Annotated in this window: 13 protein-coding genes; 7 read left to right on the top strand and 6 right to left on the bottom strand. The window is 71.3% G+C overall.

Features of this window, described 5'->3' with window-relative positions; genetic code table 11:
* Positions 1-145 precede the first annotated feature (145 nt).
* From ACIBK5_RS32035 to ACIBK5_RS32005, 7 genes are read left to right on the top strand one after another with little or no spacing between them, the layout of a single operon-like run.
* Complete coding sequence (locus tag ACIBK5_RS32035; protein ID WP_399025007.1) at positions 146-1,210, top strand: extracellular solute-binding protein; 1,065 nt, start codon at positions 146-148, stop codon at positions 1,208-1,210.
* A gap of 41 nt (positions 1,211-1,251) precedes the next feature.
* Positions 1,252-2,391: an ABC transporter ATP-binding protein gene (locus ACIBK5_RS32030; protein WP_399025005.1), complete on the top strand. Its 1,140-nt coding sequence runs from the start codon at positions 1,252-1,254 to the stop codon at positions 2,389-2,391.
* Between the two features lie 4 nt (positions 2,392-2,395).
* Positions 2,396-4,132, top strand: coding sequence for an ABC transporter permease (locus ACIBK5_RS32025; RefSeq protein WP_399025003.1), 1,737 nt, complete (start codon positions 2,396-2,398; stop codon positions 4,130-4,132).
* A 14-nt stretch (positions 4,133-4,146) separates the two neighbouring features.
* Complete coding sequence (locus ACIBK5_RS32020; protein WP_399025001.1) at positions 4,147-4,950, top strand: SDR family NAD(P)-dependent oxidoreductase; 804 nt, start codon at positions 4,147-4,149, stop codon at positions 4,948-4,950.
* Positions 4,951-4,987: 37 nt separating this feature from the next.
* The gene (locus tag ACIBK5_RS32015) at positions 4,988-6,190 is read left to right on the top strand and encodes an acyl-CoA dehydrogenase family protein (protein WP_399024999.1); all 1,203 of its coding nucleotides are present in this window, start codon (positions 4,988-4,990) and stop codon (positions 6,188-6,190) included.
* Positions 6,187-7,230 (top strand): phosphotransferase family protein, encoded by a 1,044-nt coding sequence (locus tag ACIBK5_RS32010; protein WP_399024997.1) that lies wholly within the window; start codon positions 6,187-6,189, stop codon positions 7,228-7,230. Before ACIBK5_RS32015 ends, ACIBK5_RS32010 begins: the two co-directional genes overlap by 4 nt.
* Positions 7,231-7,250: 20 nt before the next feature.
* A complete protein-coding gene (locus ACIBK5_RS32005) occupies positions 7,251-8,003 on the top strand; it encodes an SDR family NAD(P)-dependent oxidoreductase (RefSeq protein WP_399025294.1) in 753 nt (250 codons plus the stop codon).
* Here the strand turns inward: ACIBK5_RS32005 and ACIBK5_RS32000 are convergent.
* The 6 genes from ACIBK5_RS32000 to ACIBK5_RS31975 form a co-directional block, all read right to left on the bottom strand.
* On the bottom strand, positions 7,973-9,091 hold the full coding sequence (locus ACIBK5_RS32000; RefSeq protein WP_399024995.1) for an MBL fold metallo-hydrolase: 1,119 nt from the start codon (positions 9,089-9,091) through the stop codon (positions 7,973-7,975). The two genes, ACIBK5_RS32005 and ACIBK5_RS32000, sit on opposite strands and share 31 nt — an antisense overlap.
* Positions 9,088-10,638 carry a class I adenylate-forming enzyme family protein gene (locus tag ACIBK5_RS31995; RefSeq protein ID WP_399024993.1) on the bottom strand — a complete coding sequence of 517 codons (1,551 nt, stop codon included), beginning with the start codon at positions 10,636-10,638 and terminating at the stop codon, positions 9,088-9,090. The genes ACIBK5_RS32000 and ACIBK5_RS31995 overlap by 4 nt, the downstream gene beginning before the upstream one ends.
* 50 nt (positions 10,639-10,688) lie before the next feature.
* Positions 10,689-11,009, bottom strand: coding sequence for an EthD family reductase (locus ACIBK5_RS31990; protein ID WP_399024991.1), 321 nt, complete (start codon positions 11,007-11,009; stop codon positions 10,689-10,691).
* 37 nt (positions 11,010-11,046) lie between these two features.
* Positions 11,047-11,424, bottom strand: coding sequence for a hypothetical protein (locus ACIBK5_RS31985; protein ID WP_399024989.1), 378 nt, complete (start codon positions 11,422-11,424; stop codon positions 11,047-11,049).
* Positions 11,421-11,771 carry a nuclear transport factor 2 family protein gene (locus tag ACIBK5_RS31980; protein WP_399024987.1) on the bottom strand — a complete coding sequence of 117 codons (351 nt, stop codon included), beginning with the start codon at positions 11,769-11,771 and terminating at the stop codon, positions 11,421-11,423. Before ACIBK5_RS31980 ends, ACIBK5_RS31985 begins: the two co-directional genes overlap by 4 nt.
* A gap of 97 nt (positions 11,772-11,868) precedes the next feature.
* Positions 11,869-12,495 (bottom strand): TetR/AcrR family transcriptional regulator, encoded by a 627-nt coding sequence (locus ACIBK5_RS31975; RefSeq protein ID WP_399024985.1) that lies wholly within the window; start codon positions 12,493-12,495, stop codon positions 11,869-11,871.
* Between the last annotated feature and the right edge of the window lie 3 nt (positions 12,496-12,498).

Genomic DNA, 12,498 nt, shown 5'->3' with positions numbered 1-12,498 from the left:
CCAGCCTTTCACCAGCTGACACCAGGGGCGGCCACCCACGGACCCCCTCCTCGCGCCGCTTGCGCACCCTATTGCCTAACCTAGTTCAGTTTGGTAACTTCCGTGAAATCTTGACGTTCTTCGCCCTGGCCCAAGGGAGCCGAGAATGAGATCAGATCCACGACGGCGTGGGGCTTTGCTCATCCTGCTGACGATCACCTCACTGCTGGCCACCGCATGCGGCGGTGGAAACGACGACAACGCCGAGTCCAAGGTCGTGCCCGCCTCGGCGGGCATGAGCGAACTGGTCGTCGCAGCGAAGAAGGAAGGAAAGGTCACTGTCTACTCGGCTCAGGACCTGACAGCCCTCAACAACCTCGCGAAGGCCTTCGAGGCCAAGTACCCGGGGATCGACGTCAACACGGTCCGGGGCGTCGACGGTGACCTCGGCGTGAAGGTCGAGACCGAGTTCAACACCGGCAAGGGCATCGCCGACATGTACGTCAGCGCAAGCCTGTCCTGGGTGAAACCGCAGGCCGAGGCCAAGCGCTTCCTGGCGCCGACCGGCCCCGAACTGACCGGCAAGGGCGACTACGACGCCAAGAAGTACGTCCACGAGGGCAACTACTTCGAGACCAACTCCGCGGTGCTCACCTTCGGCTGGAACACCAAGCTCTACCCCAAGGGGCTGACCGACTACACGGGCCTGCTCGACCCGTCGCTCAAGGGCGGAAAGATCGGCGTCATCGAGCCGACGGCGCCGTCGATCGTCGACTTCTACCTGTGGCTGGAGGAGAAGTACGGCGCCGGCTTCGTGAAGAAGCTGGCCGCCCAGAAGCCGCGCATCTACCCCAGCTCCCTGCCCATGGGCGAGGCCCTGACGTCCGGCGAGATCGCCGCCGGCAGCTTCGTCGCCCCGATCACGCTCGAGCCCGCCAAGAAGAAGGGCGCGCCCGTCGACTACCGCATGGCACCGAACGGCGCATGGGGGGCCCGGTACTACGGGATGGTGCTGGAGAGCGCCCCGCACCCCAACGCCGGACAGCTCTTCGCCAACTTCATGGTGACCGCCGAGGGACAGAAGCTGATCACGCCGTCCGCCGGCTCGGTGCTGCCCGGGATCCCCGGCACGGTGATCACCAACGACAAGGTCCGGGTGCAGGATCCGGCCAAGCTCACACCGGACGCCGTGGCCGCGTACCAGAAGAAATGGAAGTCCCTCTTCCAGTAGAAGTCCCGCTGCCCCGTGCGAGCCGATGTAAGGAGTTGTCCGTGTCCCACGTGCGCATCGAGGGTCTGACGAAAAGGTTCGCCGGCAAACCGCCCGCGGTCGCCGTGGACGATCTGTCACTGGAGATCGAACCGGGCGAGTTCATCGTGCTCCTCGGCCCGAGCGGATGTGGGAAGACCACGACCCTGCGCTGCCTGGCCGGTCTGGAGACACCCGACGAGGGACGCATCTCGCTGGGCGACCGGACCGTGCTGGACCTGCGCGACAAGGTCGACCTGCCGCCGAACAAACGGAACATCGGGATGGTGTTCCAGTCGTACGCGCTGTGGCCGCACATGACCGTGCGCCGCAACATCGGCTATCCGCTCCGGACCCGGAGGGTGGCCCGCGAGGAGACGCGCGGGCGCATCGAGGAGGCGGCGCGGCTCGTCGACTGCGCCGCCCTCCTCGACCGCTACCCGGCACAGCTCAGCGGCGGCCAGCAGCAGCGGGTCGCCCTGGCCCGGGGCCTCGCCGCCCGGCCCGACCTGGTGCTCTTCGACGAGCCGCTGAGCAACCTGGACGCCCGGCTGCGCGACCAGGTCCGCGCCCAGCTGCACGAACTGCACGCGCGGCTCGGCTTCACCGCCGTGTTCGTCACCCACGACCAGAGCGAGGCGCTGGCCCTCGGCGACCGTCTGGCGATCATGAGGGCGGGGCGGATCGAGCAACTCGACACTCCGGAGCAGGTCTTCGAGGAACCGGCCACCGAGTACGTCGCCGGCTTCATCGGCATGTCGAACCGCCTCACGCTGCGGCGCACGGGCGGGGGATGGACGGTCACCGACGGCTCGGCTGTGGCCGGTGAGCTTCCGGTGCCCCGCTCGCACTCGGAGGTCACCGTCCGGCTGCGCCCCGACGACCTCCAGCTCCGCCCGGCCGAGGAGAACCCGCCGGCCCATGGCGTCGGCCTCGTGGCGGAGGTGGTGGACGCACAGTTCGGAGGGCGTCACATGGACGTGGTCGTCACGATCGCGGACAGCCGGCTGCACGCCCGGGCGCCCCTCACCGGCATGCCCTGGGCCCGGGGTCTGGCGCGCGGCCAGCGGGTGACCGCCTGGTTCGCCAAGGACACGGCCCTCTACTACGACGCCGACGGGGTACGGACAGCCGCGCAAGCCCCGGCCGCGGTGAGGGCGTGACGCCGTGACCGCACCCGTCGTATCCGCGCCCTCCGCCACGGCGGTCCCGCCGCCGAACCCACCGCGTCCCACCGCGCTCTCCCACCTGCGACGCCATCTCCCCCGGCTGGGGGCGCTCGTCTTCCTCGCCGCGATCGGCTATCTGGTGGTCGCACCACTGGTGGGCCTGCAACGGCTGGCGTTCGAGGACGACGCCCGCGGCTACAGCACCGCCTTCGACGACCCGGACATGGCGAAGACGCTGTGGACGACGGCCGGTCTCGCCCTGGGCTCGCTGACCATCGCGCTCGTCCTCGGCACGTTCCTGGCCTGGGCTGCGACCCGGCTTCCGCCCCGCCTGCGGCTGCTGCGCGTGCTGCCGATCCTGCCGATCGTGGTCCCGGCCGTGGCATCGGTGACCGGCTGGGCGTTCCTGTTCTCGCCCCGCCCCGGCTACCTCAACGCCGCACTGCGCCGGCTGCCCTGGTGGAACCACCTCCAGGAGGGACCGGTCGACATCTACACGATGCCGTGGATCGTCCTCATCACGGGCTTCGGCCTGACCGCCTTCGTCTATCTGTTCGTCAGCGCAGGCTTCGGCAACATCAACGCCGAGCTGATCGAGGCGGCGCAGGTCAACGGCTCCTCGCCCGCCGGGGTGTTCTTCCGGGTGACACTGCCGCTGCTGCGCCCGGTGCTGGTGTACGGCGGGTTCGTGGCCCTGTTGCTGGGGCTCGGCCAGTTCACGGGGCCGCTGCTGCTCGGCAGGAACAACGGCGTCGACGTGCTGACCACCGACATGTACGTCGCCGTGTCGCAGAGCCCGGTCGACTACGGCAGGGCCGCCGCGATCGGATCGCCGCTGCTGCTCTTCGGTATCGCCGTCGTCTTCTTCCAGAAGGTGATCCTCGGCGACCACAGCCGCTTCGTCACACACGGCGGCAAGGCGTTCCGGTCCGGCGGACGGCCGTCGTGGGTGGCGGTCACCGGCATCGTCCTCTACGGCCTGCTGGCCCTGGCGCTGCCCCTGGGCGCGCTCATCGTGGTGTCGCTGTCCTCCTTCTGGAGCGGGAAGATCCAGCCCAGCGGCTTCACGCTGGACAACTTCCGGCAGGTGTTCCAGGAGTCGGGGATCACCGACGCGATCGTCAACAGCCTCCTCACCTCGGTCATCTCCGTCGCCATCGCGCTCCCGCTCGGTTTCGTCGCCGCCTCGCTGCTGCTGAAGGGGCGCCGGTTCCGCGTCATCCGGGCCGCGGTCGACTTCATCGTGGCGATGCCACTCGGCATCCCGGCGGTGGTCTTCGGCGCCGGGTTCCTGCTCACGTACAGCCGTGAGCCGTTCATCCTGTACGGCACCCGAACGGTGATCGTCCTCGTCTACGTCACGCTGATGCTGCCCTTCGCCACCCGGATGCAGCTGTCCGGGATGGTGGCGCTCGGTGACACCTACGTGGAGGCCTCGCGGACCAGCGGGGCGGGCGCGCTGCGGACCACCACCGACATCGTGCTTCCGCTGCTGCGCCCCACGATCGCGGGGGCCGCGGCGCTGATGTTCGTGCTGCTCACCCACGAGTTCACGGCCTCGCTGCTGGTGCGGGCACCCACGACGCAGGTCATGGGCACCATCCTGTTCGACTACTGGTCCAACGGCTCCTATCCGCTGGTCGCGGCGATCGCGCTGGTCATGACGCTGGTGACCTCGGCGGGCGTCTTCGTGGCCATGTCGGTCGCGGGCTCCGACATCTTCGAGAAGCTGTGAACGGGGGCAGGGTCATGGGGTCGCTGGACGGCAGGTCGGTGCTCGTGACGGGCGCAGGCCAGGGCATCGGGCAGGCGATCGCCGTGGAGATGGCGCGCCGGGGCGCGGCGGCGGTCGCGGTCGCCGACCGGAACGAGGCCACCGCGGCCGGGACAGCCGACCTGGTCCGCACCGCCGGAGCCGAGGCCGAGGCGATCGTCTGCGACCTGCGCGACCGCGACCGGGTCGAGGCCATGGTGGCCCGCGCGGCGGAACGGTTCGGTGGGCTGGACGTCCTGGTCAACAACGCCGGGGTGATCGAGTCGGCGTTCGTGGACCGGCCCCAGGACCGCGCGGTGGACACCCTCCCCGAGGAGGTGTGGGACGCGGTCTACGAGGTCAATCTCAAGGCCGTCTGGCTCACCACGAAGTTCGCCGCGCCCCATCTGCGGCGCTCCACGCTCGGCCCGTCGATCGTCAACACGGCCTCGGTGTCCGGGCTCACGGGCTTCGCCCGGGCCCCGGTGTACGGCACCACCAAGGCGGGCGTCATCCATCTCACCAAGGTCACCGCGGTCGACCTGGCACCGGTGCGCTGCAACTGCTTCTGCCCCGGTGTCATCGAGACGCCCCTGGCCCGGGAGTTCTTCGAGGCGGCCGACGACCGCGACGCCATGGAGCGGGAGCTGACCGCGCCGCAGCTCGTACGACGGCTCGGACGGCCGGAGGAGGTGGCGGCGCTCGCCTGCTTCCTGGCCTCCGACGACGCGGCGTTCATCACGGGTGCCTCGTACGTCGTCGACGGCGGCGCGCTCGCCTGGCGCGGGGTCGGGGTGTGACCCGTACGCCACCACGTACACGATCGAGAGGGGCCGTATGGCCATCGACTTCGATGTCGACCGGGACGTCGCGGACATCGCGCTGCGGACGGCGCGTTTCGTCCGGGACACCGTGCTGCCGGTGGAGGAGGACTGCCAGGGGGACGTGCACGCGGGCCCCGAGTCCCTGCGGCGCGAGCTTCAAAGGGCCGCCCGCGCGGCGGGCGTGTTCGCCCCGCATGTGCCGCGTCGGTGGGGCGGGCTCGGCCTTGATCTGCGAGGTCAGGCGGTCGTCTTCGAGGCCGCGGGATACTCGCTGCTGGGCCCTCTGGCCCTCAACTGTGCCGCGCCCGACGAGGGCAACACGCACCTCCTGGAAGCGGTCGCCACCGAGGAGCAGAAGGCTCGCTTCCTCGCTCCCCTGGCGGCCGGGGAGTCCCGGTCGTGCTTCGCGATGACGGAGCCCTCCCCCGGCGCCGGCTCCGACCCGAGGGCGCTGGCGACGACGGCGGTCCGGGTTCCGGGCGGATGGCGGATCAGCGGCCGCAAGTGGTTCATCAGCGGGGCGGACGGGGCCGCGTTCACGATCTGCATGGCGCGCACCAGCGGCGCACCCGGCGACCCGGGCGGCGCGACCATGTTCCTGGTCTGCGCCGGCAACCCCGGCATGAGGGTCGTCAGGAACATCGGCACCCTCGACCGTGCCCTGTTCGCCGGTCACAGCGAACTCGCCTTCGAGGAGTGCGAGGTGACGGACGACGCGGTGCTGGGCGAGGTCGACAAGGGGTTCGAGTACGCGCAGGTGCGTCTGGGGCCCGCCCGGCTGACCCACTGCATGCGCTGGCTCGGGGTGGCCCGCCGGGCCCAGGACATCGCCCTGGACCGCGCCGCCCGGCGTACGGCGTTCGGCGGGCCCCTGGCCGAACTGGGCATGGTGCAGCAGCAGCTGGCGGACTCGGAGATCGACCTCGAGACGAGCCGGGCCGTGCTCTGGCGTGCCTGCTGGGAACTCGACCGGGGCGGGCCCGGCGCCCAGCACACGTCGATCGCGAAGACCTTCGTGTCCGAGGCCGTGGGCCGGGTGGTGGACCGCGCGATGCAGATCTGCGGGGCCCTCGGCATCTCGGAGGACATTCCGCTGGCCGCCCTCTACCGGGAGGTCAGGCCGTTCCGCGTGTACGACGGGCCCTCGGAGACCCACCGGTGGGCCATCGCCAGGCGGGCGGTCCGGGCGGCACGGGAGCGGGAGGGCGTGCGGTGACGGCCGCCGGCGAGGACGCCGTGGCGGGAGTGGACCTGCCCGCGCTGCGGCGCTTCTTCGAGCGCGAGGTTCCGGGGTGTTCCGGCCCTCTGGAGGTGCGCCCGCTGCTCGGCGGGCGGTCCAATCTCACGTACCTCGTGACCGACGGCACGCACCGCTGGGTGCTGCGCCGGCCGCCGCTGGGCATCCTCACCCCCACCGCGCACGACATGGACCGCGAGTACCGCGTCATGGCCGCGCTCGCCGATACCGGGGTCCCGGTTCCGCGGACCGTGGTCTGCTCGGCCGGCACATCGGTGATCGGGGCGCCGTTCACCGTCGTCACCTTCGTCGACGGTGCTGTGCTGCGGGACGGCGAACAGGCGGCCGAGCTGTCCGCGTCGGACGCGAGACGGTGCTCCGAGGCGCTGGTCGACCAGCTGGTCGCGCTGCACTCCCTCGATCCGCACGAGGTGGGGCTGGGCGGGTTCGGACGCCCGGACGGTTACGTGGAGCGGCAGGTGCGGCGCTGGCGCGGCCAGTGGGACCGGGTCGCCACCCGTGAGCTGCCCGAACTGGACGCGCTGCACGGGAAGCTGGAGCGAGGCCTGCCCGCGCGCGACGGCGCCGGGTCGGTGCTGCACGGTGACTACCGGCTGGACAACGTCATCCTGGACGCCGCCGACCCGGGGCGGATCGCCGCGATCGTCGACTGGGAGATGGCCGCGCTCGGCGATCCGCTCGCCGACCTCGGGCTGCTGCTCGTCTACTGGGACCCGGCGTGTGAGGCGGTCCTCGGGGAGGGGCACGTCCCGGCGGCCAACCCGGGTTTTCTCTCCGCGTCCGAGCTGGCGGAACGGTACGCGGTGGGCTCCGGCCGCGATGTCTCGGCAGTGCCCTTCCACCGGGCCCTCGGGTATTTCAAGCTGGCGGTCATCGCGGAGGGGATCCACGCCCGCCATCTCGCCGGGCGCACGGTCGGCCCGGGCTTCGACCGGGTCGGCTCGGCGGTGCCCGCGCTGCTGCGCTCCGGTCTGTCGGTCGATCTGTCGCGTGTCTGAGAAGGGATGTGGGTGGCGTGGTGAGGCAAGCCCGGCTCTCGGCGAAGGTGGCGCTGGTGACCGGTGCCACGGGAGGCATCGGCGAGGCGATCGTGCGACGGCTGGCGGCCGAGGGGGCGACCGTCGTGGTCACCGATCTCGACACGGAGCGCTGCGAGAAGCTCGCCGGCGAACTGCCGGGCGGTGCCCTGGGACTGCGTCTGGACGTCAGTGACGAGTCGGCCTGGGAGACGGTCGTCGCCGAGGTGACCGACCGTCTGGGAAGCCTGTCGGTGCTGGTCAACAACGCCGGGATCGCCGCGATGGGCACGGTGGAGACCGAGACCCAGGAGTCCTGGGACCGGGTGATCGGCGTGACGCAGACCGGTGTGTGGCTCGGCATGAAGCACGGTGGCCCGGCCATCGAGCGCTCTGGTGGCGGCTCCGTCGTCAACATCGCCTCGATCTTCGGCACGGTCGGCGGCTTCGGCGCCCAGTTCTCGTACCACGCTGCCAAGGGAGCGGTCCGGCTGATGACGAAGAACGCCGCGCTGCACTGGGGCAGGCGCGGCGTGCGGGTCAACTCGCTGCACCCCGGCTTCATCGAGACGCCCCTGTCCCGGGAGCTGTGGCGGGGCACGCCACGGCTGACCGCGATGATCGAGGGCACCCCGCTCGGCCGGCTGGGCACGACCGAGGAGGTGGCGGCCGCCGTGGCGTTCCTCGCCTCGGACGACGCGGGCTTCATGACCGGCTCGGAGCTCTACGTCGACGGCGGCTGGACCGCCCGCTGAAGCCCGGCCGGCTCCGGCACCGGGACGGATCCCCGGTCGCCGCCGGTGTCGGCGCCGGCTTCGCACCGGGCGTATAGGTGCACGCCGTCCGCCGAGGCGCGGGCGGCATGGCCGCGGGCCACGAGGACGTCCAGATGCGCCGCCGTCTCGTTGACGGCCAGCATCCGGTTGAAGGGGCTCAGATCCTCGAACGGCACCTTCCGCCGGGTCCATCCGAGCTCCTGGGCCACGGCGTGGGCGTCGAGGGTGCGCCCCCCGAGGACCGCGAGGGTCTCGCCGAGCCGGTCGTCGTGGTGGGCCAGCAGCTCCGCGACCCTGCCGTGGACGCTGGGACCGACCGGTCCGTGCGCGGGCAGCAGCGCGGCGTCGGCGAGCGTGGTCATGAGCCGCAGTGAGGCGAGGTAGTCGCCCAGCGGCAGTCCGGGGCCGTCGCCCAGCTCGAAGCCGATGGAGGGGGTGATGTGCGGCAGCACGTGGTCACCGGAGAACAGCAGCCCCCGCGCCTCGTCGAGGTAGACCACATGGCCCCTGGTGTGGCCGGGTGTCGGCACGACGCGCAGGGTCCGGGCCCCGAACCGCAGTTCCTCCGCGTCCAGCCAGCGGTCGGGCGCCTCCCATACGGCGGGGTCGAAGCCGCCGTGGTCCATCGCCTCGATACGGTCGGCCAGTTCTCCGGCGCCCGCCCGGCGCAGCGTCCTGAGCGATCCGACGGGCTGGTCGGTGCGCAGTTCGCCGAGCAGTTCGAGTCCGCGCCGCTCGCCGGAGCCGAGGTAGACCCGGGAGCCGAGCAGGCGGCGCAGCTCGACGGCCTGGGTGTAGTGGTCGCGGTGGATGTGGGTGACCAGGATGTGGCTGATCTCGGCGAGGTCGTGGCCGAGGCCGGCCAGGGCGTCCTCCAGCGCCTTGCGGGACTCCGGGATCGACCACCCGCCGTCGATCAGCACCAGCCCGTCGTCCTCTTCCAGCACGTAGACGTTGACGGCCCGCAGCCCGTCCTCCGGCAGCGGCAGCGGTACGCGGTGCACTCCGGGCCGTACGGTCTGGGCTCCGCCCTGCGCCCACTGTCCACGGTCGAAACGGGTCGTCATACATCTCCCAGCTCAGACGGTTCGGGTCGCGCGCCGGGCGGTCCCGGCACGACGGGAAGCAGCGCGTGCAGTTCGCGGGCGAGTTCCCGGGCGCCCCCGCGATCGAGCTTGCCGACCCTGGTCTGCGGCAACTCACCGACGGTGAAGGCGAATTCGGGCCACTTGGCCTTGGAGAGGCCGGTACGTTCCAGATGTGCGGTGATCTCGTCGAGGCCGAGGTCACCGCTGCCGTTCTCGGAGACGACGAGCACGGCCGGGCGTTCGCCGAGCAGGGGGTCGGGCACCGGTGCGACGCAGACGCGGGCCACTTTCGGGTGGCTGGCGACGGCGCGTTCGATCTCGGTGATGTCGAGGTTGCGGCCGCCGCGGATGATGACGTCCTTCTCCCTGCCCATGACGGTGACGGTGCCGTCTCGCGCGGTCATCAGCAGGTCACCGGTGGGGAGGAAGCCGTCCGGGGTGAGAGCCGGCGGCTCCACCTCGCCGTCGCGGGCGTACCCGAGGAAGAGGGAGGGGCCGCGGACCTCGGCACGCCCCGTCTCCCCCGCCCCCAGGACGGTTCCGTCGGCGGCGACCGCTCTCAACTCGGTCCCCGGGAAGGGGCGGCCGTCCCTGCCCAGTCTGATCTCCTCGGTGTCGTCGGGCCGCGGTGAGGTGTGCCCGAGGCACTCGGACATGCCGAACACCCTAAGGATCCTGGTGCCCAGCGACCGCTCGGCACGGGCCAGGGCGCCCCGGTCCATGGGACCGCCGCCCACCGTGATCGCACGCACTCCGTCCAGAACCCGCGACCCCGTGGCAGCCGCACCCAGTTGCAGGGCCATCGTCGGTACGCACATGGTCCACCGGACCTCGTGCTCGGCCAGCCGGGTGAGGGCGGCCGCCGGGTCCCAACGGCCCGTCAGCACCAGCGGCCCGGCGAGCATGAGGGACATACAGACCCCGAAGCAGTACGCGGCGGTGGAGGACAGCGGAACGAGGGCGGCCACCGCGTCACCGGGGTACAGCCCGTTGATGTCACGGGTCCGGGAGCAGGCGTAGCGCAGTGCCGTCTCCGACTGGACGACGCCCTTGGGGCGCCCGGTGGAGCCGGAGGTGAAGCCGATGACGGCACCGCCCCTCCAGCGGCTGACCTCCCTCGGGCCGGCGGCGGCCAGGACGGTCCAGCCGCCGAGCGCCTCGGCCGTCCGCCCCGTCGGCAGTCCGGGCCCCTGCCACTCCCGCAGCGCGGACGGCTCGGCGACGACGACGTCCGGCCGGATGTCCTCCAGGGCCGCAAGGAACTCCGCACTCGTGGTGTGCCGGTTCACGACGGCGAGTACGCCGCCGGTCATCCCCGCGGCCAGGGTGGCCACGACCGTGCGCCACGAGTTGTCGGCCTGGACCATGATCGTGCCGCCCCGCGCCCCGTCCGGGGTGATGGTCTCCGCCAGGTCGGCCGCGCGCTCGATGAGGTCCCGCGCCGCATGGCGGCCGTCGTCGTCGATGACGGCGGTGAAGTCGCTCTCCTCGGCCCGCTGCCGGAACTCCCGCACTGTCTGTCGCATCCCGCTTCCTCGCCTCGTCTCGGGAAGGTTCCTCGCCCGGCCGGGACCGGTCAGCCCGGGTACAGCTCCCGCTCGTCGCCCATGACGGCGATCCTGCGGCCCTTCATGTCGCCGACCTGGGCGACGGCCGCGGCCCACTCCGGGCTGTCGAGGGCCTTGCGCAGGTCCTCGGCCGTGTCGAAGCCGAGGATCGAGACGCCGTCCCAGCCCTCGGAGCGCGGCTCCAGGGCCGCGTCGATCTCGGTGTGCCGCCAGGAGCGCAGTCCGGGCAGCCGGCGGGTCAGTTCGGCGTGTTCGCCGCGCCACCAGTCGATGAACCGGTCATGGGTCCAGTCGGGCGGCCGCGAGGCCAGCAGGACGAGGTTGTACATGGCACCTCCCGATGCGGGACGAGCGGCGTCGAGCAGTTCAGGCGAACAGCAGGGCGGGTGAGCGGCCGATGAGCAGCCGCCGGACCTTGCCCGCCTCGTTCAGCCGTGCCGAAGCCACGAAGCTGGCCTCCGGCACTCCGGAGCGCCGGACCTCGCCGAGGAACAGTTCGTCGGGGCCGTCGGCACTGGCGGTCAGCAGGTGGTGGGTGCGTACGCCCCGTTCGCGCTGTGCGAGGTAGCCCTCCATCTCGGCCCGGCCGCCGTGGAAGTCCGTGGCGCCGTCGCCGCCGGTGGAGAAGAGGATGGAGAACGAGAAGTCGTCGCTGATCAGGTCGAGGATCCGGGACGCGTCCTCGCTGTCGAGCAGCGCGAACCACGCGCTCAGGAACGGCGCTTGTGCCGTACCCGCTGTCACGGCCGGTCCACGAGGTCGAAGACGGGCGTGAAGTAGGACTGGTAGCGCGCCATCAGACCGGAGGGCGAGACGACGGCGGCCGACAGGAACGCGCCGGTCGGTGTACCCGCCTCCACCACGAAGCCGTAGGCCGTCTCGAGATCCTGGTCCACCGAGTAGCGGACGATCTCGTGCACACGGTCCCCGGCGTTGCGGCCGGCGATGTACGCCGCGAAGTCGGCCCTCGATTCCCCGGTCCTCTCGCCGTCCGGCAGGGCGAGGAGGAACCGGAACCCCGGCTCCAGGAGCGCCAGTGCCTTTTCCGGGTCCTGACCGTCCATCCTGGCCATGTACTCGCGGAGCACCATGGTCACCGTCCTCCCACTCAGAACATCAACCTGAGTTCAGTTCAGTTTGAATATAATGCGGAGGCCCCGCCCCCCACAAGAGGGCGGGGCGTGGGCCCTACTCCCCGACCATGCGCACCACGCAGCCCTCGATCAGGTCGCTGATCTCCGGCAGCGGGATCGCCCCGGTCGGGCGGTACCACCGCCACACACTGACGATCATGCCGAGCACCGCCAGCCCGAGCATGTGCGCGTCCCGCACCGGGAAGGCGCCCTTCGCCATGCCGCGCATCAGCAGATTGGTCCAGTCCCGCTCCACCATCTGCACCAGCTGCCGCGCCGCGATCCGCTCGGTCTCCTCGCGCTTGGACTTCCGCGGCGTGGCGAGCAGCGACATGTTGGCCTGCAGCACGCGCATCTGCCGGATCTCGTGCTCCGACACCGCGAAGGCCGAGCGGACCCCGGCCCGCAGCGCCCTGACGGGATCCGGCTCGCCGGCCGTCGCCTCGGTGAACATGTCGTGGGAGCGCTGCAGCTCCAGGCGCATGATGGTGAGCAGGCAGTGCGCCTTGGACTCGAAGTAGTGGTAGAGCGCGGTCTGTCCGATCCCGACGCGGTCGGCGACGTCGGACCACTTGGTGGTCTCGTAGCCGGTCTCGCCGAAGTACTCGACCGCGGCCTCCAGAATGGCCGCCCGCTTCGACCTGGGTCCCTGGTCGGGATCCACGATCCGCGCCCTCGCCATTGC

This window comes from Streptomyces sp. NPDC050546, from assembly GCF_044457425.1.
Taxonomy (GTDB): domain Bacteria; phylum Actinomycetota; class Actinomycetes; order Streptomycetales; family Streptomycetaceae; genus Streptomyces.
This window is presented reverse-complemented; position numbering and strand designations above follow the sequence as displayed.

What these genes read in the sequence shown, in the direction of transcription:
- ACIBK5_RS31980 (WP_399024987.1), bottom strand. Translation starts at nt 11,771, where the DNA reads ATGGTGCTCCGCGAGTACATGGCCAGGATGGACGGTCAGGACCCGGAA.
- ACIBK5_RS32020 (WP_399025001.1), top strand. Translation starts at nt 4,147, where the DNA reads ATGGGGTCGCTGGACGGCAGGTCGGTGCTCGTGACGGGCGCAGGCCAG.
- ACIBK5_RS32000 (WP_399024995.1), bottom strand. Translation starts at nt 9,091, where the DNA reads ATGACGACCCGTTTCGACCGTGGACAGTGGGCGCAGGGCGGAGCCCAG.
- ACIBK5_RS31995 (WP_399024993.1), bottom strand. Translation starts at nt 10,638, where the DNA reads ATGCGACAGACAGTGCGGGAGTTCCGGCAGCGGGCCGAGGAGAGCGAC.
- ACIBK5_RS32035 (WP_399025007.1), top strand. Translation starts at nt 146, where the DNA reads ATGAGATCAGATCCACGACGGCGTGGGGCTTTGCTCATCCTGCTGACG.
- ACIBK5_RS31990 (WP_399024991.1), bottom strand. Translation starts at nt 11,009, where the DNA reads ATGTACAACCTCGTCCTGCTGGCCTCGCGGCCGCCCGACTGGACCCAT.
- ACIBK5_RS32015 (WP_399024999.1), top strand. Translation starts at nt 4,988, where the DNA reads ATGGCCATCGACTTCGATGTCGACCGGGACGTCGCGGACATCGCGCTG.
- ACIBK5_RS31975 (WP_399024985.1), bottom strand. Translation starts at nt 12,495, where the DNA reads ATGGCGAGGGCGCGGATCGTGGATCCCGACCAGGGACCCAGGTCGAAG.